Raw genomic sequence first — 24,270 nt, forward strand, 5'->3', positions numbered from 1 at the left:
CCCGGTTCGGTCCCGGTCCCCGCTTCGGTCCCGGTCCCGTCCTCGGTTCCGGGCTGGGCCTGTGCCCAGGCTCCGCAGGACCGGGACCTCGACGGGGAGACCGATCCCGGCACCCCAGGTGGGGCAGGTTGACCTGCGGCCGGCCGGGCTCCCCCAGCAAGATCGACGCAGTTTCCTGGATGTAGGGGCTCTCGGGGCGTCCGAATACCCCGACATCCAGGAAACTGAGTGGATCATGGGGCGAATGATCACGCGACTTCCTGACAATTCGGGCAAATGCCGTACGGCCCCTCACGTTTCCGGCCCATCATGAGCCGGTGGGCGCACTCGTGACGTTGGACCTGCCGGAGGACTCGCCGATCCTCGGCCTACCGTGGATCATCACCTTCGGGCCGCTCAGCGACGCCGACGAGTGGGAGCCGGTGGTCTGCGGGCCGTACGAGCGACCGCACGCGTTGGCCCTGGCCGAGGCGGTGGTCGCCGAGGAGCAGCTGATGGCGGTGGTCGAGCCCCTGCTGCCGGCGGTCTCCGCCGACGAGATCCGTGACGAGATCGCCGCCGCGCAGGCCACCGCCGAGTCCGAGGCGGCCCAGCTCGAAGAGGTCGACCTGTACGGCGACTACGAGGAGACCGTCGACGAGGAGCAGGAGCGCACCGAGGCCGAACGCCACGCCGAGCCGCTCACCGCCCCCACCGAGGCCGAGCTACGTGCCGGCTTCACCCGCATCGCCACCATGCTCACCGGCAAGAGCTCCTGACACCCCCGCCGCCCGCCGCCGCTGCCCCGCCGAAGCGCCGCCAGCCCTGGCACCGGGGTGAGAGGGGTTCCCCTCTCTACCGAATGCGTTAACAGGGGGCCCTTCCTTACAGACGGAGCGGTGCCCGGGCCCCCCTTGGCCCGGGCACCGCTTCCACCACACCCCCCACCACAAGGGGTTCACGGCCGGTCGTCTCGCCCGAACGACCGGGATGCGGAGTCTGTTACCCCGCTGGGCGCCGGTCGAACCATGCCGCCGCGTCGATCGGCAGCAGGTGACCGGGGGACTGTTCGGTGAGGGGTGCGCTGGCGGCGATCGGCTGGCCGTAGCCGTCGACGGTCACCGGTGCCCCGCTGAGGTTGACCACGCAGGTCAGTTCGGTGTCGTCGGCGGCGCGGCGGAAGGCCAGCACGCCGGGGCCGGTCTCCAGCCAGGTCACCGCGCCGCCGTCGGCGGCCAGCGCCGGGTGTTCGCGTCGGATCCGCAGCGCGGTGCGGTACAGCTCCAGGGTGGAGCCGGGTACGCCGGTCTGGGCGGCCACCGACAGGGCCCGCCAGGTGGCCGGGGCCGGCAGCCAGCTCAGCTCGCTGCCGGCTGGACCGAAGCCGTACGGGGCCAGTTCGCCGCTGAACGGGATGGGTACCCGGCAGCCGTCGCGGCTCTCCCCGGTACGGCGGAAGGACGGGTCCTGGCGCAGTTCGTCGGGGAGGTCGAGCACCTCCGGCAGGCCCAGTTCCTCACCCTGGTAGAGGTAGGCGCAGCCGGGCAGGGCGAGCATCAGCAGGCTGGCCGCCCGTGCCCGACGCAGTCCGATCTCGCCGTCGCCGTACCGGGTGACGTGCCGTTGCTTGTCGTGGTTGGAGAGCACCCAGGTGGTCGGCGCGCCGACGATGGTCGCCTCGGCCAGCGCCGTGTCGATCACCTTGCGGAACGAGTCGGCCGACCAGGTGGCGTCCAGGAAGTCGAAACTGAAGGCCTGGTGCAGCTCGTCGGGGCCGATGTAGCGGGCCAGGCGTTGCGGGGTCTCGGCCCACGCCTCGGCCACCGCCATCCGGCCGCCCGGGTAGCTGTCCAGGATCGGCCGCCAGGCCCGGTAGATCTCGTGTACCTCGTCCTGGTCGAAGTAGGGCAGTCGGCCCTTGCCGAGGAGTTCGGACTGGCGGCGACCGGTGGTCATGGTGCTGAAGCCGACGTCCGGCAGCCCCTCGGCCTTGATCATGCCGTGGGCCACGTCGATCCGGAACCCGTCCACGCCCCGGTCGAGCCAGAACCGCAGGATGTCCTCGAACTCGGCGCGTACCTCGGGGTGCCGCCAGTTGAGGTCCGGCTGGGCCGGGTCGAACAGGTGCAGGTACCACTGGCCGTCGGCGACCCGGGTCCAGGCCGGCCCGCCGAAGATGCTCTCCCAGTCGTTCGGCGGCAGCTCACCGTGCTCGCCCCGGCCCTCGGCGAAGAGGTAGCGGGCGCGTTCGGCCGAACCGGGGGCGGCGGCGAGCGCGGCGGTGAACCACGGGTGCGCGCTGGAGGTGTGGTTCGGCACCAGGTCGACGATGATCCGCAGCCCCAGGGCGTGCGCCTCGGCGATCATGTGGTCGAAGTCGGCGAGGGTGCCGAAGCTCGGGTCGACGTCCCGGTAGTCGGCGACGTCGTACCCGCCGTCGATCATCGGCGAGGTGTAGAAGGGGGTCAGCCAGAGCGCGTCGACGCCCAGGTCGCGCAGGTACGGCAGGCGGTCGCGTAGGCCGGGCAGGTCGCCGATGCCGTCGCCGTCACTGTCGGCGAAGCTGCGGACGTACACCTGGTAGACGACGGCGGCGCGCCACCAGTCGTCGTCGGTCAGCGGCGCGCAGGAGCGGGCGGTCAGCGGCGCGGAGGGGCTGGCGGTCATCGGTGTCGGACCCCGTTTCGTGACGCGGGACGGCGGCACCCGCAGCGGCGCGGATGGTGGATGGTGCGGTGCTGGTGTCCAGCAGAATGCCGGCAGAGGACTGCAAGAGTCAAGCAGCTCTTGCGCAAGGAACGCGGTAGTTCGACGGTCAGGCGGTCGCGGCGAGCGCGGACGAGGGGGCAGCCGGCGGGGTGGGGCGCTGCCGCCGGCCGCCCCGGGCGACGACCGCGGTGGAGCCCCGGACCACCAGCTCCGGGCGGAACAGGTACTCCGAGTGCGGGGCGGCGTGGCCGTTGATCTCGTCGACCAGGGCCCGTACGGCGGCCACCGACATCCGGGTCACCGGCTGGCGCATGGTGGTCAGCGGTGGGTCGGTGAACGCCATCAGCGGTGAGTCGTCGTAGCCGACCACGGAGAGGTCGCCGGGGACGGTGAGCCCGCGCTGCCGGGCGGCCCGGATCGCGCCGAGGGCCATCAGGTCGGAGCCGCAGACGATGCCGGTGACCCCGCGCTCCAGCAGGCGGCCGGCGGCGGCCTCGCCGCCCTCCACCCCGAACAGCGACAGCTCGGCCAGCTCGTCCAGCTCGGTGCCGTCCACTCCGGTCAGCCGGGTCATCGCGGCCCGGTAGCCGGCCACCCGGCGGCGTACCGGCACGAACCGGTCCGGGCCGGTGACCAGGCCGATCCGCCGGTGCCCGAGGGCGACCAGGTGGGCCACGGCCAGCTCGGTGGCCTCCCGGTCGTCGCAGGAGACGAAGGGCGCGGCGATGTCCGGGACGTACCCGTTGATCATGACGACCGGCAACGGCCGGGCGATCAGCGTCCGGTAGCGGTCGTGGTCGGCGGAGGTGTCGGCGTGCCGACCGGAGACGAAGACGATGCCGGAGACCTGGCGGTCCAGCAGCATCTCGACGTACTCGTCCTCGGTGACCCCGCCCGGGGTCTGGGTGCAGAGCACCGGGGTGAACCCGCTCTGCGCCAGCGTCGACTCGATCACCTGGGCGAAGGCGGGGAAGATCGGGTTGTCCAGCTCCGGGACGACCAGTCCGACCAGGCCGGCGCTGCGTTTGCGCAGGCGGGCCGGGCGCTCGTAGCCGAGGACGTCGAGGGCGGTCAGGACGGCCTGTCGGGTCTCCGCGGCCACGCCGGGTCGGTCGTTGAGCACCCGCGACACCGTGGCCTCGCTGACGTCAGCCTGTTGGGCGATGTCGGACAGTCGAGCGCGCATGGCCGCACTGTAGCCCACCGACAACTTCTTGCGGACTGCTCTGCAAGACCTTCCATTCCATGCAACGTCTTGCTAACGTCCCGGCAACACGCGAGAGCAGCGGCGCAGGACATCGCGCGCCGGTTGGCAAGAAACTTCCAGCTTTCCACTGGCGAGTCGCCCGTCCCGGCGGCTCGCCATGACGACAGGAGTACCGATGCGCATCCGTACCGCGGGTGTGGTCGCCGCCCTCGGCCTGGCGCTCGCCGCGTCCGGCTGTGGCGGCGCCGACGGCAACGACGAGCCGGCCGCCACCGGGTCCACCCCGGCCACCAGCGGCAAGCTGGTGATCTGGGCCGACGACAAGCGGACCGCCGCCCTCAAGCCGTTCGCCGAGAAGTTCGGCCAGGAGAACGGGGTCACCGTCGAGGTGCAGGCCGTCTCCAAGGACCTGCAGACCAACTTCGTCACCGCCGCCCAGCAGGGCAGCGGCCCGGACGTGGTGGTCGGCGCGCACGACTGGATCGGCAACCTGGTGCAGAACGGCGCGATCGAGCCGGTGCAGCTCGCCGCCGACCAGCGCGGTGCCTTCAACGAGACCGCGATCAAGGCGGTCACCTTCAACGGCCAGCTCTACGGCGTGCCGTACGCGCAGGAGAACCTGGCGCTCATCCGCAACACCGAGCTGGCCCCGCAGGCGCCGAAGACCATCGAGGAACTGGTGGCCACCGGCAGGAAGCTGAAGGCGGAGAAGAAGGTGAGCGAGATCCTCTGCCTCCAGGTCGGGCAGAACGGCGACGCGTACCACATCTACCCGCTGTACACCTCCGGCGGCGGCTACCTCTTCGGCACCGCCGCCAACGGCGACTACGACCCGACCGACGTCGGGGTGGGCAAGCCGGGGTCGGTCGAGGCGTTCAAGAAGATCGCCGCGCTCGGCGAGAAGGGCGCGGGTGCGCTCAAGCGCTCCATCGCCGACACCAACTCGATCGCCACCTTCACCAGCAAGAAGTGCGCCTACCTGGCGTCCGGCCCGTGGGCCACGACCGACGTCAAGAAGGCCAACCTCGCGTACGACATCTCCGCCTTCCCCGGCTTCGCCGGCGGCAAGGAGGCGCAGCCGTTCGTCGGGGTCCAGGCGTTCTACGTCGCGGCCAAGGGCAAGAACAAGGCGCTGGCCCAGGAGTTCGTGGCCAACTACACCACCAAGCCGGAACTGGCCGTCGCCCTGTACGAGGCCGAGCCGCGCCCGCCGGCGCTGACCGCCGCCCTCGACCAGGTCAAGGGCGCCGACCCGGACCTGGCCAAGTTCACCGAGGCCGGCCGCAACGGCCAGGTGCTGCCGGCGATCCCGGCGATGGCGGCGATCTGGGATCCGTTCGGCAAGGCCGAGGCGGCGATCATCGGCGGGGCCGACCCGGAGAAGACGATCACCGCCGCCGGCAAGACGATCACCGGTTCGATCAAGTAATGCGCACGTCGCTGTCCGGCCCGGGGTCCACGTCGACGACCCCGGGCCGGGAGCCCGCCGGCTCCCGGCCCACCCCAGGGCGTCGTACCGCGCGTCACGACGCGCCGATCACCCCGGCCGGCCTCGCGGTCAAGGTGATCCTGCTCGGCCTCACCGCCGGGATCGCGGTCTGGGCGGCCTTCCCGCTGGTGGCCGCCGGGGCGTGGGTCGGGTTGGCACTGCTGGTGGCCACCACCGCCGGCCTGGGCTACCTCTACCTGGGACGCCGGCACGTACCGGCGAAGTACCTGGTCCCCGGGACGCTCTTCCTGATCGCCTTCCAGGTGCTCCCGGTGCTGTACACGGCCAGCACGTCCTTCACCAACTTCGGCGACGGCCACCGGGGCAGCAAGGACGAGGCGATCGTGGCCATCCAGACCGCCTCGGTGCGGCAGGTGCCCGGCTCCACCGAGTACGCCCTGACCATCGCCACCACCGGCGACCCGGCCGGCGGGCCCCTGGTCTTCCTGGTCACCGACCCGGCCACCGGTGCCGTCTCGGCCGGCGACGGCGACGGACTGCGGCCACTCGACCCGGCCGAGGTCACCGTCGCCGCGGGCGGGCGGGTCACCGAAGCGCGGGGCTACACGGTCCTCAACGTCGGGCAGGCAAGCCTCCGCAGCCAGGAGATCACCGACCTCGTGGTGCCGACCGCCGGGGGCGCGCTGCGCTCCTCCGGCCTGTCCCGCGCCTACCAGGGCACGGCGGTCCGGGCGTACGACGCCGACTGCGACTGCGTCCGCGACACCGAGACCGGGCGGGTCTACCCCGCCGACGCCGAACTCGGCTCCTTCGTCGCCGCCGACGGTGAACGGCTGGCCCAGGGCTGGCAGGTGGGCGTCGGGCTGCGCAACTTCACCCGGGTGCTCACCGACCCGGCCATCTCCGGCCCGTTCTTCGGCACGCTGGTCTGGAACTTCGCCTTCGCCGTCGGCTCGACGGGGGGCACCTTCCTGCTCGGCATGTTCATCGCGTTGGCGCTGCACTCGCCCCGGATGCGGGGCACCAACCTGTACCGGGTGCTGCTGATCCTGCCGTACGCCATGCCGTCGTTCGCGATGCTGCTGATCTGGCGGGACATGTTCAACACCGACTTCGGCCTGATCAACAACGTCTTCGGGCTGGGCGTGGACTGGTTCGGCGGCGAGTGGACCGCCCGGTTCGCGGTGATCCTGGTGCAGCTCTGGCTCGGCTACCCGTACATGTTCCTGGTGGCCACCGGCGCGTTGCAGGCGATCCCGCGCGAGCTGACCGAGGCGACCAGCGTGGACGGGGCCTCACCCTGGCAGTCGTTCCGGGCGGTCACCCTGCCGCTGCTGCTGGTCGCGCTCTCCCCGCTGCTGATCGCGTCGTTCGCGTTCAACTTCAACAACTTCAACGCGATCTACCTGACCACCGAGGGTGCGCCCTTCCCGGCGGACAACCCGACGAACGGCGCCACCGACCTGCTGATCACCTACACCTACCGGTTGGCGTTCGGCGCGCAGGGCGCGGAGTTCGGGTTCGCGGCGGCGATCTCGCTGTTCATCTTCACCATCGTGGCGGTGGTCGCCGCGGTGAGCTTCCGCCGCACCCGCAAGCAGGAAGAGGTGTACGCATGACCACGCGCTGGTTCACCCGGGTCGGCTGGCGGCACCTGGTAGGCGTACTCGCGGTGGGGTTCAGTCTCTTCCCGATCCTGTTCGTCTTCTCCGCCGCGCTCAACCCGCAGGGCACCCTCTCCTCCACCACGCTGGTACCCACCGACGGGCTCTCGCTGGCAAACGTCGGCGAGCTGTTCGAGCGCACCGCGTTCGGCAGGTGGTTCGTCAACTCGCTGCTGATCGCCGGGCTCGCCTCGTTCGCCTCGGTCTTCCTCTCCTCGCTGGCCGCGTACGCCTTCAGCCGGATGCGCTTCGCCGGGCGGCGGGTGGGGATGCTCGCGCTGCTGCTGATCCAGATGTTCCCGCAGTTCCTGGCGATCGTGGCGATCTTCCTGATCTTCGGCACGATCACCGACCTCTGGCCCGCCATCGGCTTCAACACCCCGTGGGGGCTGCTGCTGCTCTACCTCGGTGGCGCGCTCGGGGTGAACACCTGGCTGATGAAGGGCTTCTTCGACACCCTGCCGAGGGAACTGGACGAGTCGGCCACCATGGACGGGGCCACCCACGCCCAGGTCTTCTTCCGGATCATGCTGCCGTTGGTGGCCCCGATCCTGGCGGTCACCGGCCTGCTCGCCTTCATCAGCACGATCAACGAGTTCCTGATGGCGAACGTCTTCCTCACCAGCACCGACTCGAAGACCCTGGCCGTCGGCATGTACGGGATGTTGCAGGGCAACGAGCGCAACAACAACTTCGGCATCTTCGCGGTGGCCACCCTGCTCACCGCGATCCCCACCGTGCTGGTCTTCCAGTTCCTCCAGCGCTACATCGTCTCCGGGCTGACCTCCGGGGCGGTGAAGGGATGAGGCCGCACCACGACGGGTCCGCGCTGTACGTACCGGAGCAGGCCCCGGCCCTCGGTGACACCGTGAGCGTCTTCGTCCGGGTCCCCGCCGACGACGACGTGCGCACCGTGCACGTGCGGACGACCCCGGACGGGGAGCCGAAGTTCGCCGAGGCGGTCCTCGACCGGCGTACCGGCGACGAACTCTGGTACCGGGCGGAGGTACCGGTCCGCAACCCGGTCAGCAGGTACCGATTCCTGCTCAGCGGCCGGGGCACCCGCCGGTGGCTCGACGCCGCCGGGGTGCACGACCACGACGTGCCGGACGCCGGGGACTTCCGGCTGGTGGCGTACGACCCGCCGCCGGCCTGGGTGCGCGACGCCGTGGTGTACCAGATCTTCCCGGACCGGTTCGCCAGGTCCGCCGCCGCCGACACCCGGACCGTCCCGGACTGGGCGATCGGCTGCGACTGGGACACCCCGGTCGTCGGGTACGGCCCGCAGACGCCCCGCCAGTTCTACGGCGGTGACCTGGACGGGATCACCGAACGCCTGGACCACCTGGACCGGCTCGGGGTGAACACCGTCTACCTCACCCCGGTCTTCCCGGCCCGCTCCAACCACCGGTACGACGCGGCCAGCTTCGACCACGTCGACCCGCTGCTCGGCGGGGACGCGGCGCTGGCCCGGCTCGCCGCGGCGGTGCACGCCCGGGGTTGGCGGCTGATCGGCGACATCACCAGCAACCACACCGGGGACGCGCACGAGTGGTTCACCTCGGCACGCGACGGGTCCGCCGCCGAACGCGAGCTGTACTACTTCGACGCCGCCGGTGACTACGAGTCCTGGAACGGGGTCCGGTCGCTGCCCAAGCTGAACTGGGGCAGCGCCGAACTGCGCCGCCGGTTCGCCACCGCCGACGACTCGCTGCTGCGCCGCTGGCTGCGCCCGCCGTACGGGCTGGACGGGTGGCGGGTCGACGTGGCCAACATGACCGGCCGGCGGGGGCGGGACGCGTACACCCACGAGGTGGCCGCCCTGCTGCGCCGGACCGTCGCCGAGACCCGACCGGACGCGCTGGTGGTCGGCGAACACGGCCACGACCACACCGGTGACCTGGACGCCGACGGGTGGCAGGGCACCATGAACTACGTAGGCTTCACCGACCCGGTCTGGTCCTGGCTCAAGCACGGCGACGAGCCGGTGCCGAACTTCCTGGGCACCCCGGGCGGGGTCGTGCGGCGGTCCGCGCCGGAGATGCTGGCCACCATGGACGTCTTCCGGTCGCTGGTGTCGTGGCGGGCCTACACCCACTCCTGGCAGCTGCTCTCCTCGCACGACTCGGCCCGGATCCGGACCGTGGTCGGCGACGCCGCCCGCCACGAGGTCGCCGCCGGACTGCTGGCCACCATGCCCGGTACGCCGATGGTCTTCGCCGGGGACGAGTGGGGGTTGACCGGCGGCAACGGCGAGGGATCGCGTACCCCGATGCCCTGGCACCGGCCGCAGGACGTCGACCAGGGCACGTTCGCGGCGTACCGGTCGCTGTTGGCGTTGCGGCGCGACGAGCCGGCGCTGCGCCACGGTGGCCTGCGCCGGGTGTACGCCGACGCGGACACCCTGGTCTTCCTGCGGGAGTCGCCGGCCGGGTCGGTGCTGGTGCTGGCCCGTCGGGCGGCCGGGCGGCCGGTCCGGCTGGTCGGGCTGCCGGCCGCCACCAACCGGTACGGCGGCGCACCGGACCTGCGTCCGGACGCCACCGGCGCGCTCGTGCTGCCCGCCGACGGCCCCACGTTCCAGGTCTGGCGACTCGGCTGACACTGGTCTCCCCGGCCCGGCGACTCGTCGTCGCGGCCGGGGTGCACCGGCTCAGCCGGCCAGGGCTTCCTTCATACGCTGGATCTCCACCGCCTGCTCCAGGGCGACGCTGGTGGCCGACTCGTTGACGATCGGGTCCACCCCGAGGGTCTGGGCCTGTTCGGCCATGGTGATCGCGCCCTGGTGGTGGTTGGTCATCATGTCGACGAACCGCTTGTCGAAGTCGGCGCCCCGGGCGTTCTCCAATGCCTTCAGCGCCTCCGCCGACTGCATCCCGGCCATGTCGTGTCCGTGCTGGTCACCGGCGGTGTCACGGGTGAGTCCCTTGGCCGCCAGCCAGCTCTCCAGCGCCTTGATCTCCGGGCCCTGGGCGGCCAGGATCCGGTCGGCGATCAGGGCGATCTGCTGGTTGCCGGCGCGCTCGGGGGCGAGCCGGGCCATCACCAGGGCCTGCTCGTGGTGCGGGATCATCATGGTGACGAAGCGGACGTCGGCCGCGTTGTAGGTGGCGGCCGGCCGGGGTGTGTACTCGTTGGACGGCACCTGCCGGGCGGTCTCGCCGGGGCGACCCGGCACCAGCACCGGTGCGGTGGAGTCCGGCAGACCGGGCAGGTCGATGGGGTCCGGGCTGGCGGCGGCGCTCGCCGTCGGCTCGGGATCGTCGTCGCCGGCCAGCCCGACGGCCACCGCGACTCCGGCCACCAGCACGCCGACGACGGCCAGCTCCACCAGCGCGATTCCCCGCCACCGGCGGGAACGTCCCCGGATCCGTTCGCCTAGCACAACCCGTCTCCTGCCGCTGACCCATGGTTGGCCGGGATCGTAGCGTGGCCTGGCCTGGGCTGGAAGGCCACCGGAAGCGATTTGGACGGTTACTCCGACCTGCGGTTTTTGTTCAACCCTTCGGGTGAGGGGCGTTACTTGATCGTTACCTGGTCCGGTTCCCGGATGTGATGCAGATCACAATCTCCTGGTGGGGGGCGCGATATGGTCCCGCTACCTCTCCGACCCATCCCCCGCAGAAGGGTGTCACTAGATGTTCAGAAGAACCCCACAAGGGACGCGGAGGCTCGGGGCCATCAGCCTTGCCGCCAGCACCCTCCTGCTCCTCACCACTGTGGCCGGTGCCCCCGCCAGCGCCGCCGCGGTCGAGGAGGCCGCCGACCCGGGCTACGTGATCCCCGGGGTCGACGAGATCTCGATGAGCAGCAACTTCCGGACCATCGCGAACCTGCCCAAGTCCGGCGCCTTCGGGGCGGAGTCCGCCTACAACACCGACATCGCCTTCCAGGGCAACTACGCGTTCGTCGGCAACTACGACGGGTTCACCACCTACGACATCAGCAAGCCGCGGAACCCGAAGGTCGTCAGCCAGGTCGTCTGTCCCGGCGCGCAGAACGACATCACTATCTACGGCAACCTGCTGTTCCTGTCGGTCGACTCGTCGCGCAACGACGACTCGTGCAACAGCGTCGCCCAGTCCGCCTCGATCAAGAGTTCGTGGGAGGGCATCCGGATCTTCGACGTCAGCAACAAGGTCAGCCCGACCTACGTCAAGGCCATCGAGACCGACTGCGGCTCGCACACCCACACCCTGGTCCCCGCCAAGACCAAGGACAAGGTGTACGTCTACGTCCAGTCGTACAGCCCGAACGCGAACTTCCCGGACTGCCAGCCGCCGCACGACAAGCTGTCGATCATCGAGGTGCCGCTGAACGACCCGACCAACGCGTCGGTGGTGGCCACCCCGAACCTCTTCCCGGACACCCTCGGGGCGACCTCGACCAGCGGCTGCCACGACGTCACCGTCTACGCGGAGCTGGACCTGGCCGCCGGCGCCTGCATGGGTGACGGTGTGCTGATGGACATCTCCGACCGGACCAACCCGGTCGTGCTCAGCCGGGTGCGGGACACCAACTTCGCCTTCTGGCACTCCGCCACGTTCAACAACAACGGCAAGAAGGTCATCTTCACCGACGAGCTGGGCGGCGGTGGCGCGGCCACCTGCAACCCGACCATCGGCCCGAAGCGCGGCGCGAACGCCCTCTTCGACATCGAGGGTGCCGGTGCCGACCGCAAGCTGGTCTTCAAGAGCTACTTCAAGATCCCGCGCGAGAACAAGAGCACCGAGAACTGCGTGGCCCACAACGGCTCGCTGATCCCGGCCATGGGCCGCGACATCATGGTCCAGGCCTGGTACCAGGGTGGCATCTCGGTCTTCGACTTCACCGACTCCAGCAACCCGAAGGAGATCGGTTTCTGGGAGCGGGGCCCGCTGTCGGACGCCCGCCTGGTCCTCGGCGGCTCCTGGTCGGCGTACTACCACAACGGCTTCATCTACTCGTCCGACATCCAGAAGGGCTTCGACGTCCTGAAGATCGCGGACGGCCGGACGAACAACGCCGAGGCCGTGGTCGTGGCCAACGAGAGCAACGTGCAGAGCCAGGTCAGCTTCCCGGACTGTACCCAGGTGCTGACCACCCGGGTCAACAGCGGCCTGAACATCAAGTCCGGCACCACCTGCCTGGACCGCGCCACGGTCAACGGGACCATCAAGGTCCACCCCGGGGCCAGCCTGATCGTCTACAAGGGCGAGATCAACGGTGAGGTCAACGCCAACGGGGCCGAGCTGGTCTCGCTCTTCGAGAGCACCGTCAACGGCGGCGTGAAGGCCGTCGGTGCCAAGACCACGATCAAGAACACCACGGTCACCGGCAAGATCAAGCTCAGCTAGTACGCCCCGCGCCACCGCCTCGGCGGTGCGGTCCGCACGTCACGACGCCCGGCCGGGCCCCTTCCCGGCCGGGCGTTGCCGTACTGCGACGTGGGGTATGCGGGACGATGAGCCCGGTGCCGATCCCGCGCACCGCCCGAGAGATCGAGGACGATCTCGTCCGGCGCATCGCCGCAGGCGAGTTCCCGCGGGGTTCCCGCCTGCCCACGTACGACGCCCTGGCCGCCGAGTACGGCTCGGCCCGGCGCACGGTGGCGCGAGCCCTGGACGCACGCAGGTCGCGTGGCGTCGTGGTGGGCGTACCCGGCTCCGGCAGCTACCTCTCGGAGGCCTAGCTCCGCCCCGCGCGCCCCACCCGACAACGCTGGATCGGGGAAACAGTGGCATCCCGGCGGGCCGAGGCCACCATTTCCTGGATCGTGTGGCGCGGCGCGGCGCGGTGGCGCGGCGCGGTGGCGCGGTGGCGCGGCGTGGCGCGGCGTGGAGCGGCGGCGTGGAGCGGCGGCGCGGCGCGGTGGCGCGGCGCGGCGGTGGCGCGGCGCGGCGGTGGCGCGGCGTGGCGGTGGCGCGGCGTGGCGGGGCGGCGCGAGCGCGGTGAGCCCGTGGAGATCACGGAACGGGCTCGGTCGGCGGGCCGTCTACTACGCGGCGTCGTTGATGGGGCAGGATGGTCGCCATGGAAGCTCTTCGGCTGGTACTTCTCTATCTGCACCTGATCGGTTTCGCGCTGCTGCTCGGCGGTGCGATCGCCCAGTACGTCGGCGGTCGGCTGCGGATCAACGCGGCGATGCTCTGGGGCGCGGTGATCCAGTTGGTCACCGGCATCGGGCTCTCCGCGCCGCTGCGCGACGGGGACGAGCCGGCGCCGGCGAAGCTTGTTACCAAACTGGTGCTCGCGCTGCTGATCTTTGTCATGGTCTTCTTCTCCCGCAAGCGGGACTCGGTCGCCCGGGGCCACTTCCTCGCGATCATCGGGTTGACCCTGGTCAACGCGGCGGTGGCGGTCTTCTGGCGGTGACCCGCAGCCGGTGTGGACCGGCTGGTGAAGCGAGTGTCGACCGGCCGATGACGGACCCGGTAAGTGATTTGTCCCACCCAAGGGTTACGTAGCGGTAACAAGGGTTCAACAGTCGTGCACGATTGTCGGCCGGTGGGTGGACGCGGGCGTACGCTTCGCGTCCGTAACGTGGGAGACCGGCGGCAAGGCGCAGGTCCTCCCCAAGGGCAGCCACCGCTTCTGGCGCGGTGTGCAATGGGAAGGGAGACGTCTTGCGCTCTGTGCGTGGGATGCGGATCGCCTCCGTCGTGGCGACGGGTGGGCTCGTGTTGGGTGCCGCCGTGGCGTGCGGCGAGGCACCCGAGGAGAACAACAGCGCCGGCAGCGGTGAGACGAAGTACACGGCCTGCATGGTGACCGACGTCGGCGGCATCGACGACAAGTCCTTCAACGCCTCGGCGTGGAAGGGCCTGGAGGACGCCAAGGCCGAGAACGACAACATCGAGGTCAAGTACACCGCGTCGAAGGCCGAGGCGGACTACGAGGTCAACCTGACCGGGTACGTCAACCAGAAGTGCGACTTCATCCTGGCCGTCGGTGGCCTGATGGGTGACGCCACCTCCAAGATCGCCAAGGCGAACCCGAACCAGCAGTTCGGCATCGTCGACGCGAAGGTCCCCGAGACCAACGTCTACCCGATGCAGTTCGACACCGCCCAGGCCGGCTTCCTCGCCGGGTACCTGGCGGCCGGCATGAGCCAGTCGGGCACGGTGGGCACCTACGGCGGCCTGAAGATCCCGCCGGTGACCATCTTCATGGACGGGTACGCCGACGGCGTGGCCCACTACAACACCGCCAAGAGCAAGAGCGTCAAGGTCGTGGGCTGGAACAAGGAGACCCAGAACGGCTCCTTCACCAACGACTTCGTCAAGCAGGACGAGGGCAAGAAGGTGAGCGACGCGCTGGTCGCCCAGGGCGCGGACATCATCATGCCGGTCGCCGGCGGCGCGGGCCTCGGCACCACCGGTGCGGCCCAGGCCTCGGGCGGCAAGTACAACACCATCTGGGTGGACGTCGACGGCTGTGAGAGCACCCCGAACTGCCCGGCGATCATCACCACCGTGGTGAAGAACATCCCGGGCGCGGTCAAGGAGGCCGTCCTCAAGGCCGCCGGTGGCGAGCAGCTGGAGGTGAACCCGGGCTACCTGGGCACCCTGGCCAACGAGGGTGTCTCGATCGCCCCGTACCACGACTTCGACAGCAAGGTTCCGGCCGAGCTGAAGTCCGAGGTCGACAAGCTGAAGGCGGACATCTCCGCCGGCACCGTCAAGGTCACCTCGGCCGCGCAGCCGAAGTGACCCGGTCCGGCCGGCCACCGGTGATCGACTCACCGGTGGCCGGTCGGTTGGTACCCGGTTCCGGGCCGTCGGCCGGCTACGCTGCACCATCCCCCGCTCGCACGCCCCGGAGGTTGCGCTGAGACTCGAACTGCGCGGCATCACCAAGCGGTTCGGTGACCTGGTCGCCAACGACCACATCGACCTGACGGTGGAGCCAGGAGAGATCCACGCCCTGCTCGGCGAGAACGGCGCGGGCAAGTCCACCCTGATGAACGTGCTCTACGGGCTCTACCAGCCGGACGAGGGCGAGATCCTGGTCGACGGGAAGGCGCTGAGCCTCAAGGGTCCCGCCGACGCGATCGCGGCCGGCATCGGCATGGTGCACCAGCACTTCATGCTGGTACCGGTCTTCACCGTCACCGAGAACATCATGCTCGGTGCCGAGCAGGTCCGGGGCGGCGTCGCCGGGTTCCTCGACCGGCGGCGGGCCCGCCGCGAGGTCGCCGAGGTCTCCGAGCGGTACAACCTGCGGGTCGACCCGGACGCGGTGATCGAGGACCTGCCGGTCGGCATCCAGCAGCGGGTGGAGATCGTCAAGGCGCTCACCCGCGACGTCGACCTGCTTATCCTCGACGAGCCGACGGCGGTGCTCACCCCGCAGGAGACCGAGGAGCTGCTGACCGTGATGCGGTCGCTCAAGGCCGCCGGCAAGTCGATCGTCTTCATCACCCACAAGCTCGGCGAGGTCAAGGCGATCGCCGACCGGATCACCGTGATCCGGCGCGGCCGGACCGTCGGCACCGCCTCCCCCGAGGCGAGCCGGGACGAGTTGGCCGCGCTGATGGTCGGGCGCAGCGTCCGGCTCACCGTGGACAAGCAGCCGGCCGCCCCGGGCCGGCCGATGCTGGAGGTCTCCGGCCTGGTCGTCGACGACGACCGGCAGGTCCGCGCGGTGGACGGCGTCGACCTGACCGTACGCGCCGGTGAGGTGCTCGGCGTGGCGGGTGTGCAGGGCAACGGCCAGACCGAGCTGATCGAGGCGGTGATGGGCCTGCGGCCGGTGCTCGCCGGCACGATCAGCCTGGACGGGCAACCGGTCGCCGGCTGGTCGACCAAGAAGGTGCTCCGCGCCGGGGTCGGCTACGTGCCGGAGGACCGCAGCGTCGACGGGCTGGTCAAGGAGTTCACCGTCGCCGAGAACCTGGTGCTGGACATCTACGACCAGCCGCCGTTCGGCCGGGGGCTGGCGCTGCGGCCGGAGGCGATCGCCAGCTCGGCCAAGGAGCGGATCGACCAGTTCGACGTGCGTACCTCCTCGGCCGACGCGCCGGTGGGCACCCTCTCCGGCGGCAACCAACAGAAGGTGATCGTCGCCCGGGAGCTGTCCCGCCCGTTGAAGCTCTTCATCGCCGCCCAGCCGACCCGGGGCGTCGACGTCGGCTCGATCGAGTTCATCCACAGCCGGGTCATCCGGGAACGCGACGTCGGCACCGCCGTACTGGTGGTCTCCAGCGAGCTGGACGAGGTGATCGGGTTGGCCGACCGGATCGCGGTGATGTACCGCGGCCGGATCATCGGCGTGGTCGGCCCGGACACCCCCCGTGAGGAGATCGGCCTGCTGATGGCCGGCATCACCCCCGACACCACCGGGACCAGCGAGGACGAGGCATGACCAACCCAGTTCCCCCCTCGGGATCACCGGACAAGGAGCCGGCGACCGAGGAGCGGGCCACCCGGAGCGCCACCGCCGACACCGAGCGGGCCGAGGCGGCGACCACCGCACCGGCACCGCAGCGGGGGCCCTCGCTGGGGCAGGCGTTCCTGGCCAACCTCTGGGCGGCCAACACCTTCATGGTGACCCTGCTGTCGCTGGTCCTGGCGATGCTCGTCGGTGCGGTACTGATGATCATCTCCGACCCGGAGGTGCTGGCCACCTACAGCTACATCACCGCCCGCCCGAGCGACGCGCTCAACGCCAGCTGGACGCTGGTCAGCGAGGCGTACGCGAACCTGTTCAAGGGCGCGGTCCTCGACCCCGACGCGGTCGGCTTCCAGGCCGCGATGGGGCCGATCTCCGAGACGCTCACGTACACCGCGCCGCTGGTCTTCACCGGCCTGTCGGTGGCGCTGGCCTTCCGCGGCGGCATGTTCAACATCGGCGCCCAGGGGCAGGCCACCATGGGTGTCATCCTGGCCGCGCTGGCCGGCTTCCTGCTGCCGCTGCCGCCGGGGCTGCACCTGCTGGTCGCGGTGCTCGCCGGTGCCCTCGGCGGGGCGATCTGGGGCTTCGTGCCCGGCATCCTCAAGGCCCGCACCGGCGCCCACGAGGTGATCAACACGATCATGCTGAACTACGTCGCCACGTACTTCCTGGTCTGGTTGATCGTGCAGAACGGCATCCAGGACCCGAACCGGACCGACGCGATCAGCCGGCCCGTGGACGCCTCGGCCCAGCTGCCCCGGCTGCTCGGCGACAACCTGCGGGTCCACGCCGGCATCATCCTCGCCGTCCTGGCCACCTGGGCGGTGGCCTGGCTGCTCAACCGCTCCACGCTCGGCTTCGAGCTGCGCGCGGTGGGCGCGAACCCGGACGCCGCCCGCACCGCCGGGATCAGCGTCACCCGGACGTACGTCCTGATCATGGTCTTCGCCGGGATCCTGGCCGGCCTGGGCGGCTCGAACATGGTCCTCGGCTCGACCGCGACCGCGTTGACCCCGCTGGTAGTGGCCCAGATCGGCTTCGACGGCATCCTGGTGGCGCTGCTCGGCCGGGTCAAGCCGTGGGGGGTGGCGCTGGCCGCGCTGCTCTTCGGCGCGCTGCAGGCCGGCGGGAACCGGATGCAGTCGTACGCGGGGATCTCACTGGAGCTGGTCACCGTGCTCCAGGCGCTGATCGTCATCTTCATCGCCGCCCCCGCCCTGGTGAAGGCGATCTTCCAGCTCCGGGCGGCCCGCGCCGCGCGGCTGCAGACGAGCCTGGCGAAGGGCTGGTGACCAACATGTCCACCATGGCTGTCGAAGACGTCGCGGTCGCACCTGTCGACGCGGGGTTCTGGACGCGTACCCGCAAGGTCGGCCTGGTGCTGGTCGCGCTCGGCCTGCTCGGCGCGGTGCTGTTCGGGGCGCTCGCCACCGGCGAGCAGGCCCGGTTCACCCTCAGCGAGGACTCCGCCGGGGCCGCGCTCTCCATCCACGGTACGGTCGGCGCGGTCGCCTTCGGACTCGTCGCCCTGCTCGCCGGGGTGGCGATGCTGGCCGGCCTGCCGAAGCGCTGGTTCACCCTGGTGCTCGGGGTCGGGCTGGTCGCCTTCGTGCTCTCCTTCCTCTGCTGGCAGGTCTCGGACGCGCCGCCGGGGCAGAACTTCATGCCGCTCGTCAACATCCTGCGCGGCACCTTCGTCCTGGCCCTGCCGCTGATCTTCGGTGCGCTGGCCGGGGTGCTCTGCGAACGCTCCGGCGTGGTCAACGTGGCCATCGAGGGGCAGTTGCTGATGGGGGCGTTCAGCGGGGCGCTCTTCGGCAGCATCAGCGGCAGCGTCTGGGTGGGCCTGGTCGCGGCGGCGATCGGCGGCGCGACCATCTCGTTGCTGCTGGCCGTCTTCGCCATCCGCTACCTGGTCGACCAGGTGGTCATCGGCATCGTGCTGAACCTGCTGGCGGTCGGCGTCACCGGCTTCCTCTACGAGCGGCTGATGCAGACCGAGGCGGACCGCTACAACAGCGCTCCCCGGTTCGGCAACTGGGAGATCCCGCTGCTGTCCGACATCCCGCTGCTCGGTCCGGCGCTGTTCCAGGGCAACATCTTCCTCTACCTGGGTCTGCTGCTGGTGCTGGTGCTGCACGTCGGGCTCTTCCGGACCCGGTGGGGGCTGCGGACCCGGGCGGTCGGCGAGCACCCCACCGCCGCCGACACCCTCGGCGTCAAGGTGCTCCGGCTGCGCTACCTCAACGTGCTGCTGGCCGGGGTGGTCGCCGGCATCGGCGGGGCCTCGTACACCCTGGCGCTCTACTCGTTCACCAAGAACATGATCGGCGGTAAGGGCTTCATCGCCCTGGCCGCGCTGATCTTCGGCCGGTGGAGCCCGACCGGGGCGCTGCTCGCCGCGCTCTTCTTCGGCTTCGCCGACCAGCTCGGCACCTACCTCGGCGCGATCAACAGCATCATTCCCAGCCAGTTCCTGGCCATGCTGCCGTACCTGGCGACGATCCTGGCGGTGGCGGGCCTGGTCGGTCGGGTCCGGGCACCCGCGGCCGACGGCAAGCCGTACATCAAGGGCTGAGTGGGGGACCGGACGTGACGGAGATCGACTGGGGGCGGCTGCGCGCCGCCGCCACCGAGGTGATGCGGCACGCCTACGTGCCGTACTCGAAGTTCCCGGTCGGGGCGGCGGCCCTGGTCGACGACGGCCGGATCGTGGTGGGCTGCAACGTCGAGAACGCCGCGTACGGGGTGGTGCTCTGCGCCGAGTGCGGGGTGGTCTCCGCGCTGCACGCCACCGGGGGTGGCCGGCTGGTCGCGCTCTCCTGCGTCGACGCCACCGGTGAGCCGCTGATGCCCTGCGGCCGGTGCCGGCAGCTGCTCTGGGAGCAGGGCGGCCCGGAGTGCCTGATCGAGTCGGCAGGCGGGCCGCTGCGGATGGCCGAACTGCTGCCGCACGCCTTCGACGTGGCCGACCTGGAGGCGGTGACCGGGGAACATCCGGTGCCGGTGGTGCCGGACCGGCTGGCCGCCTGGCGGGGCCGGGGCACGGTCTTCGTCCACCCCGACCTCTCCGCCGGTCAGCAGGTCTGGACGGCCTACTGGGAACGCTCCGCCGGGGACACCGAGGGCGCCGAGACCGGGGTACTGGAGGAGGGGCCGAGCTGGGCGGCCTCGGACGAGGCGATCGAGTGGGGACTGGCGCGTACGCCCCGGGTGGTCGTGGTGGACGCGGCAGGGACGATCTTCTGGGCGGGCGAGGGTGAGCCGCCGATGGAGATCCCGGTTCGGTGGGGTGGCTGAGGTAGTGATGGGTACTTTTGCGGCGGTCGACGTCATCCGGGCCAAGCGCGACGGCGGGGTGCTCTCCGACGGGCAGATCGACTGGGTGGTGGACGCGTACACCCGGGGGGTGGTCGCCGACGAGCAGATGTCGGCGCTGGCGATGGCGATCCTGCTCAACGGCATGACCGGGCCGGAGATCGCCAGGTGGACCGCCGCGATGATCGCCAGTGGGGAGCGGTTGGACCTCTCCACGGTGCCGCGCCCCACCGTGGACAAGCACTCCACCGGCGGCGTCGGTGACAAGATCACGTTGCCGTTGACCCCGCTGGTGGCCGCCTGCGGGGCCGCCGTGCCGCAGCTCTCCGGACGCGGGCTCGGCCACACCGGCGGCACGCTCGACAAACTGGAGTCGATTCCGGGCTGGCGGGCCACCCTGGGCAACGACGAGTTCCTCGCCCAGCTGCGCGACCTCGGCGCGGTGATCTGCGCCGCCGGTGCGGGCCTCGCCCCCGCCGACCGCAAGCTGTACGCGTTGCGTGACGTCACCGGCACCGTCGAGGCGATCCCGCTGATCGCCAGCTCGATCATGAGCAAGAAGATCGCCGAGGGCACCGGCGCGCTGGTGCTGGACGTCAAGGTCGGCTCCGGGGCGTTCATGAAGTCCGTGGCCGACGCCCGTGAGCTGGCCCGGACCATGGTGGAGCTGGGTGGCGCGCACGGCGTCCGGACCGTCGCCCTGCTCACCGAGATGTCCACCCCGCTCGGCCGGGCCGTCGGCAACGCCGTCGAGGTCGCCGAGTCGGTCGAGGTGCTGGCCGGAGGCGGCCCGCCCGACGTGGTGGAGCTGACCCTGGCGCTGGCCCGGGAGATGCTCGACGCCGCCGGCCTGCCCGACGCCGACCCGGCCGCCGCGCTGGCCGACGGGCGGGCGATGGACAGCTGGCGGGCCATGGTCCGGGCCCAGGGCGGTGCCCCGGACGCCCCCCTGGCCAGCGCGAACGAGGTCGAGGTGGTACGCGCCGGAGCCGACGGGTACGTCGCCGCCGTCGACGCGTACGCCATCGGGGTGGCCGCGTGGCGGCTCGGTGCCGGCCGGGCCCGCAAGGAGGACCCGGTGGTCGCCGCCGCCGGGGTGGTGCTGCACAAGCGGCCGGGCGAGGCGGTGCGGGCCGGTGAACCGCTGTACGAGCTGCGCGCCGACGACGCCGGGCGGATACCCGCGGCGCTGGCCGAGGCGGCCGAGGCGGTCCGGATCTCGGCCACCGCGCCACCGGTCGCACCGTTGGTCATCGAGCGGATCGACTGAGCGGGGCGGCGTCGGTGCCGACCAGCTCAACGACTATTCTCCCTGGCCGGGGGGAACAGACCGGCGCCGGGACGACGTCAGACAGGGGTCTTCAGCCGTGACCGTACCTGCCCCCGACCCGCAGGCCGTCCGGGAGGCGAGCCTGGAGGAGCTGGAGCGGCTCCGGCTACCGCTGCCGCCCAGCCAGTTCCCGCTGGTGTGGGAGAGCGGCGACGAGATCGAGCTACGCCCCACCGGCGAGATCGAGGCCCGGATCGCGGTGCTGCACGTCATCCTGGCCCGCTGCTTCGGGATGCCGCCGCAGGCCGCGATGAGCTGGCTGCTCGGCTCGCACCTGGTCGACCTGGTCACCCCGCCGGAGTGGCAGTTCCTGATGGGCGGTCGGGGGGACCACCGCTCCTTCGTGCTGCACCACGACGCGCTCTTCTCGCTGGCCTGGGTGCTCGGCCTGACCAAGCAGCTCGACCCGACCCTGCCGGTCGACGAGCGGCTGGTGGAACGGCTGCCGCAGATCTCGGTGGGGGAGACCTTCGACCAGTGGCGGGGCCGGATCCTCGCCGCGCCGCAGCATCCGGCCGACGCCGCCGCCCTGCTCGACCTACACTACTGCCTGGACTGGGCGTACCTGGAGTTGGAGAAGGCCGGCCGGGCGCTGCCCGGTCTGGTCGACGCGAACGCCATCGGCCAGCGCCGGTGGGCGCTGGAGTGGGCGGTGGTGCTGCGCGGCCCGTACCACGACGAGCCGCCCGGCTGGGAAGAGGTCGACCTCTCCACCTGAGGGCTCCGGCCGGTGGGTGGCCCGGCCGGTCAGCGGGGGCGGTGCACGCCGAGTCGGACGGCCAGGGTCACCGTGACCGGCTCGGGCCGGGTGGCGATCCGCTCGGCCAGCGCGCCCGGGTCGGTGTGCCAGGCGCTCGGGCCCATGCCGACCAGGGTGCCGACCTCGGCGTGGGTAAGGCTCAGCCGGCCGCGCAGCACCGTCGCGGCGACCTCGGTGAAGTGCCCGGCCAGGCTCCCGGCGACCCGGTCGGCCTTGGCCGGATCGACCCGGAGCAGCCCGAGCGCGTCGACCAGCTCGGTGAGATGGTCCTCGGCCGGCGTCACCACCAGCAGCCTGCCGTCGGCAGCCAGCACCCGACGGAACTCCGCGCCGTTGCGCGGGGCGAAGACGTTGAGCAGCACCGCGACGCAACCGTCGGCCAGCGGCAGCCGCTGCCAGGTGTCGACAAGCGCCGCCGCCGCGCGCGGATGCGCCCGCGCCGCCCGGCGCAGCGCCGGCTTCGACACGTCCAGGGTCAACCCCACGGCCCCGGGCAGCGCCGCCAGCACCGCCGCGAGGTGCCAGCCGGTCCCGCCCCCGGCATCGACCACCAGCGGGTACGCCGCCCGCCCTGGCTCATCGGTGCGGTCCGGCGGTACGGCCTCGGTCCGTGCGGCCCCGGTCCGTACGGCCTCGGTCCGTGCGGCCTCGGTCCGTGCGGCCCCGGTCCGTACGGCCTCGGTCCGTGCGGCCCCGGTCCGCGTGCTGTCGGTCGGCTCGGTGGCGGCCAGCGTGGCGGTGCGGGCGGCGTCGGTCAGGGCGGTGGAGATCGCGGCGTAGTGGCCGGCGGCCAGGAAGTCGCTGCGGGCGGCCACCATCTCGGCGGTGTCCCCGACGTGTGGGGCCCGTCCGGCGAGCAGGTTGACGTAACCCTGCCGGGCCACGTCGAAGCTGTGCCGGCGTGGGCAGCGCAGCGTCCGGGCGGTGCCGGCGACGGCCTCGGCAAGTGGCTCGGCACAGACCGGGCAGCGCAGCCGGTCGACGACGTACGGGTTCATCCGGGCCATCCTCGCAGTCGGCGACGGACCCGGTGCTCTCGACCGGCGTGGCGGTGGTGGTCCCGGCAGCGGTCCGGGCGGAGGCTGACTAGGGTCTGCCCATGGCAGCGATCTCGTACCAGGACATCGTCAAGGCGCCGAAGGCGCTACTGCACGACCACCTCGACGGCGGGCTGCGACCGGCGACGGTCGTCGAGTTGGCCGCCGAGGTCGACCACGAGCTGCCCACCACCGACCCGGAGGCGCTGGGCCGCTGGTTCGTCGAGGCGGCCAACTCGGGCTCGCTGGAGCAGTACCTGGAGACGTTCGCGCACACGGTCGCGGTGATGCAGACCGAGTCGGCGCTGCGCCGGGTGGCGGCCGAGTGCGCGCTGGACCTGGCCGCCGACGGGGTGGTCTACGCCGAGGTGCGGTTCGCCCCCGAGCAGCACCTGGAGCGGGACCTGACCCTGGACGAGGTGGTGGCGGCGGTGCTGGCCGGCTTCGCCGAGGGCAGCGCGGCGGCCGCCGCGGCCGGTACGCCGATCCGGGTGGGCACCCTGCTCACCGCGATGCGGCACGCCGCCCGGTCACAGGAGATCGCCGAGCTGGCGGTCCGGCACCGGGACACCGGGGTGGTGGGCTTCGACATCGCCGGTGCCGAGGCCGGCTTCCCGCCCACCCGCCACCTGGACGCCTTCGAGTACCTCCAGCGGGAGAACTTCCACTTCACCATCCACGCCGGGGAGGCCTTCGGGCTGCCCTCGATCTGGCAGGCCATCCAGTGGTGTGGCGCCGACCGGCTCGGGCACGGGGTACGGATCGTCGACGACATCACCGTCGGCGCGGAGCCGCAGCTGGGTCGACTGGCCGCGTACGTGCGGGACAAGCGGATCCCGCTGGAGCTGTGCCCGTCGTCGAACGTGCAGACCGGTGCCGTGGCGTCGATCGCCGAGCATCCCATCGGGCTGCTGCGGGACCTGCGGTTCCGGGCCACCGTCAACACCGACAACCGGCTGATGAGCGGCACCTCGATGTCCCGGGAGATGGCGCTGCTGGTGGAGGCGTTCGGCTACGGCTGGAAGGAACTCCAGTGGTTCACCATCAACGCGATGAAGAGCGCGTTCATCCCGTTCGACGAACGGCTCCGGATCATCGACGAGGTGATCAAGCCGGCGTACGCGAAGCTGCTCGGCCAGCGGTGACCGACGGCTGCCCCAGGCCGGCCACCCGGCGCAGCACCTCGGCGGCCCGGGTCGGTTCCGCACCGAGCGCGGCCTGTCGGCGCAGCACCTGAGGCTCGGCGCGCAGCAGCGCGATCCCGCGTCGTACCAGCAGGCCCGGGGCCTTGCGCCGCTGCGCCAGGTCGCGGGCGAGCCGGCGCAGGAAGGTCGTGCCGCGCGGCCGGCGCAGCGCGTACGCCCCGGCGAGCAGCCCCTGCCGGCGACATTCCGCGACGATCTCGGCGGCGAAGATACCTTCGGCCATGAAAAGTGGCGAT

At 71.4% G+C, this 24,270-nt stretch carries 20 protein-coding genes and 1 pseudogene; 16 read left to right on the forward strand and 5 right to left on the reverse strand.

What is annotated here, in order from left to right; translation table 11 throughout:
• Positions 1-317: 317 nt before the first annotated feature.
• The gene (locus ACN28G_RS01185; RefSeq protein WP_421478183.1) at positions 318-758 is read left to right on the forward strand and encodes a hypothetical protein; all 441 of its coding nucleotides are present in this window, start codon (positions 318-320) and stop codon (positions 756-758) included.
• 223 nt (positions 759-981) lie between these two features.
• Here the strand turns inward: ACN28G_RS01185 and ACN28G_RS01190 are convergent, their stop codons facing one another.
• Together ACN28G_RS01190 and ACN28G_RS01195 are read right to left on the reverse strand one after the other, a co-directional pair.
• Positions 982-2,646: a glycoside hydrolase family 13 protein gene (locus tag ACN28G_RS01190; protein ID WP_421478184.1), complete on the reverse strand. Its 1,665-nt coding sequence runs from the start codon at positions 2,644-2,646 to the stop codon at positions 982-984.
• Between the two features lie 148 nt (positions 2,647-2,794).
• A complete protein-coding gene (locus ACN28G_RS01195) occupies positions 2,795-3,874 on the reverse strand; it encodes a LacI family DNA-binding transcriptional regulator (RefSeq protein ID WP_268239623.1) in 1,080 nt (359 codons plus the stop codon).
• Between the two features lie 196 nt (positions 3,875-4,070).
• On the opposite strand from ACN28G_RS01195, the gene ACN28G_RS01200 reads away from it, so the two are divergent.
• From ACN28G_RS01200 to ACN28G_RS01215, 4 genes are read left to right on the forward strand one after another with little or no spacing between them, the layout of a single operon-like run.
• Positions 4,071-5,324 carry a sugar ABC transporter substrate-binding protein gene (locus ACN28G_RS01200; RefSeq protein WP_091434594.1) on the forward strand — a complete coding sequence of 418 codons (1,254 nt, stop codon included), beginning with the start codon at positions 4,071-4,073 and terminating at the stop codon, positions 5,322-5,324.
• Positions 5,324-6,964, forward strand: a complete 1,641-nt coding sequence (locus tag ACN28G_RS01205; RefSeq protein ID WP_421478185.1) for an ABC transporter permease subunit — start codon at positions 5,324-5,326, stop codon at positions 6,962-6,964. The genes ACN28G_RS01200 and ACN28G_RS01205 overlap by 1 nt, the downstream gene beginning before the upstream one ends.
• The gene (locus ACN28G_RS01210) at positions 6,961-7,815 is read left to right on the forward strand and encodes a sugar ABC transporter permease (protein WP_421478186.1); all 855 of its coding nucleotides are present in this window, start codon (positions 6,961-6,963) and stop codon (positions 7,813-7,815) included. The genes ACN28G_RS01205 and ACN28G_RS01210 overlap by 4 nt, the downstream gene beginning before the upstream one ends.
• A complete protein-coding gene (locus tag ACN28G_RS01215; RefSeq protein WP_421478187.1) occupies positions 7,812-9,611 on the forward strand; it encodes an alpha-amylase family glycosyl hydrolase in 1,800 nt (599 codons plus the stop codon). Before ACN28G_RS01210 ends, ACN28G_RS01215 begins: the two co-directional genes overlap by 4 nt.
• A 51-nt stretch (positions 9,612-9,662) precedes the next feature.
• Here ACN28G_RS01215 and ACN28G_RS01220 read toward each other — a convergent pair whose 3' ends face one another.
• Positions 9,663-10,394 carry a DUF305 domain-containing protein gene (locus ACN28G_RS01220; protein ID WP_229688140.1) on the reverse strand — a complete coding sequence of 244 codons (732 nt, stop codon included), beginning with the start codon at positions 10,392-10,394 and terminating at the stop codon, positions 9,663-9,665.
• A gap of 253 nt (positions 10,395-10,647) precedes the next feature.
• Between ACN28G_RS01220 and ACN28G_RS01225 the strand changes: the two are divergent.
• The 10 genes and pseudogenes from ACN28G_RS01225 to ACN28G_RS01270 form a co-directional block, all read left to right on the forward strand.
• Positions 10,648-12,057 (forward strand): annotated as a pseudogene (locus ACN28G_RS01225) (LVIVD repeat-containing protein); the annotation flags it as partial.
• Between the two features lie 395 nt (positions 12,058-12,452).
• Positions 12,453-12,680, forward strand: coding sequence for a GntR family transcriptional regulator (locus ACN28G_RS01230; protein ID WP_091434603.1), 228 nt, complete (start codon positions 12,453-12,455; stop codon positions 12,678-12,680).
• A 341-nt stretch (positions 12,681-13,021) separates the two neighbouring features.
• A complete protein-coding gene (locus tag ACN28G_RS01235; protein ID WP_091445943.1) occupies positions 13,022-13,363 on the forward strand; it encodes a hypothetical protein in 342 nt (113 codons plus the stop codon).
• Between the two features lie 269 nt (positions 13,364-13,632).
• Complete coding sequence (locus ACN28G_RS01240; protein ID WP_091434604.1) at positions 13,633-14,700, forward strand: BMP family lipoprotein; 1,068 nt, start codon at positions 13,633-13,635, stop codon at positions 14,698-14,700.
• A gap of 178 nt (positions 14,701-14,878) precedes the next feature.
• Entirely contained in the window at positions 14,879-16,354 is a 1,476-nt protein-coding gene (locus ACN28G_RS01245) for an ABC transporter ATP-binding protein (protein ID WP_342341803.1), read from the forward strand.
• Positions 16,351-17,676, forward strand: a complete 1,326-nt coding sequence (locus ACN28G_RS01250) for an ABC transporter permease (RefSeq protein WP_091434608.1) — start codon at positions 16,351-16,353, stop codon at positions 17,674-17,676. Before ACN28G_RS01245 ends, ACN28G_RS01250 begins: the two co-directional genes overlap by 4 nt.
• Positions 17,677-17,681: 5 nt before the next feature.
• Positions 17,682-18,962: an ABC transporter permease gene (locus ACN28G_RS01255; RefSeq protein ID WP_091445945.1), complete on the forward strand. Its 1,281-nt coding sequence runs from the start codon at positions 17,682-17,684 to the stop codon at positions 18,960-18,962.
• Positions 18,963-18,976: 14 nt separating this feature from the next.
• A complete protein-coding gene (locus ACN28G_RS01260) occupies positions 18,977-19,684 on the forward strand; it encodes a cytidine deaminase (RefSeq protein ID WP_091434610.1) in 708 nt (235 codons plus the stop codon).
• 7 nt (positions 19,685-19,691) lie between these two features.
• The gene (locus ACN28G_RS01265; RefSeq protein ID WP_091445947.1) at positions 19,692-20,972 is read left to right on the forward strand and encodes a thymidine phosphorylase; all 1,281 of its coding nucleotides are present in this window, start codon (positions 19,692-19,694) and stop codon (positions 20,970-20,972) included.
• A gap of 97 nt (positions 20,973-21,069) precedes the next feature.
• Positions 21,070-21,750 carry a DUF4272 domain-containing protein gene (locus ACN28G_RS01270; protein ID WP_091434613.1) on the forward strand — a complete coding sequence of 227 codons (681 nt, stop codon included), beginning with the start codon at positions 21,070-21,072 and terminating at the stop codon, positions 21,748-21,750.
• 29 nt (positions 21,751-21,779) lie between these two features.
• Here the strand turns inward: ACN28G_RS01270 and ACN28G_RS01275 are convergent, their stop codons facing one another.
• Complete coding sequence (locus ACN28G_RS01275) at positions 21,780-22,790, reverse strand: putative RNA methyltransferase (protein WP_421478188.1); 1,011 nt, start codon at positions 22,788-22,790, stop codon at positions 21,780-21,782.
• Between the two features lie 101 nt (positions 22,791-22,891).
• On the opposite strand from ACN28G_RS01275, the gene ACN28G_RS01280 reads away from it, so the two are divergent.
• Positions 22,892-23,974: an adenosine deaminase gene (locus ACN28G_RS01280; protein WP_091434615.1), complete on the forward strand. Its 1,083-nt coding sequence runs from the start codon at positions 22,892-22,894 to the stop codon at positions 23,972-23,974.
• Here the strand turns inward: ACN28G_RS01280 and ACN28G_RS01285 are convergent.
• Positions 23,937-24,257, reverse strand: coding sequence for a hypothetical protein (locus ACN28G_RS01285; protein WP_229688139.1), 321 nt, complete (start codon positions 24,255-24,257; stop codon positions 23,937-23,939). The two genes, ACN28G_RS01280 and ACN28G_RS01285, sit on opposite strands and share 38 nt — an antisense overlap.
• Positions 24,258-24,270 lie beyond the last annotated feature (13 nt).

It is taken from the genome of Micromonospora sp. WMMA1923 (genome assembly GCF_049179195.1).
GTDB lineage: Bacteria > Actinomycetota > Actinomycetes > Mycobacteriales > Micromonosporaceae > Micromonospora > Micromonospora yangpuensis.

What these genes read in the sequence shown, in the direction of transcription:
- ACN28G_RS01190 (WP_421478184.1), bottom strand. Translation starts at nt 2,646, where the DNA reads ATGACCGCCAGCCCCTCCGCGCCGCTGACCGCCCGCTCCTGCGCGCCG.
- ACN28G_RS01195 (WP_268239623.1), bottom strand. Translation starts at nt 3,874, where the DNA reads ATGCGCGCTCGACTGTCCGACATCGCCCAACAGGCTGACGTCAGCGAG.
- ACN28G_RS01200 (WP_091434594.1), top strand. Translation starts at nt 4,071, where the DNA reads ATGCGCATCCGTACCGCGGGTGTGGTCGCCGCCCTCGGCCTGGCGCTC.
- ACN28G_RS01205 (WP_421478185.1), top strand. Translation starts at nt 5,324, where the DNA reads ATGCGCACGTCGCTGTCCGGCCCGGGGTCCACGTCGACGACCCCGGGC.
- ACN28G_RS01210 (WP_421478186.1), top strand. Translation starts at nt 6,961, where the DNA reads ATGACCACGCGCTGGTTCACCCGGGTCGGCTGGCGGCACCTGGTAGGC.
- ACN28G_RS01215 (WP_421478187.1), top strand. Translation starts at nt 7,812, where the DNA reads ATGAGGCCGCACCACGACGGGTCCGCGCTGTACGTACCGGAGCAGGCC.
- ACN28G_RS01230 (WP_091434603.1), top strand. Translation starts at nt 12,453, where the DNA reads ATGAGCCCGGTGCCGATCCCGCGCACCGCCCGAGAGATCGAGGACGAT.
- ACN28G_RS01235 (WP_091445943.1), top strand. Translation starts at nt 13,022, where the DNA reads ATGGAAGCTCTTCGGCTGGTACTTCTCTATCTGCACCTGATCGGTTTC.
- ACN28G_RS01240 (WP_091434604.1), top strand. Translation starts at nt 13,633, where the DNA reads ATGCGGATCGCCTCCGTCGTGGCGACGGGTGGGCTCGTGTTGGGTGCC.
- ACN28G_RS01250 (WP_091434608.1), top strand. Translation starts at nt 16,351, where the DNA reads ATGACCAACCCAGTTCCCCCCTCGGGATCACCGGACAAGGAGCCGGCG.
- ACN28G_RS01255 (WP_091445945.1), top strand. Translation starts at nt 17,682, where the DNA reads ATGTCCACCATGGCTGTCGAAGACGTCGCGGTCGCACCTGTCGACGCG.
- ACN28G_RS01265 (WP_091445947.1), top strand. Translation starts at nt 19,692, where the DNA reads ATGGGTACTTTTGCGGCGGTCGACGTCATCCGGGCCAAGCGCGACGGC.
- ACN28G_RS01275 (WP_421478188.1), bottom strand. Translation starts at nt 22,790, where the DNA reads ATGAACCCGTACGTCGTCGACCGGCTGCGCTGCCCGGTCTGTGCCGAG.
- ACN28G_RS01280 (WP_091434615.1), top strand. Translation starts at nt 22,892, where the DNA reads ATGGCAGCGATCTCGTACCAGGACATCGTCAAGGCGCCGAAGGCGCTA.
- ACN28G_RS01285 (WP_229688139.1), bottom strand. Translation starts at nt 24,257, where the DNA reads ATGGCCGAAGGTATCTTCGCCGCCGAGATCGTCGCGGAATGTCGCCGG.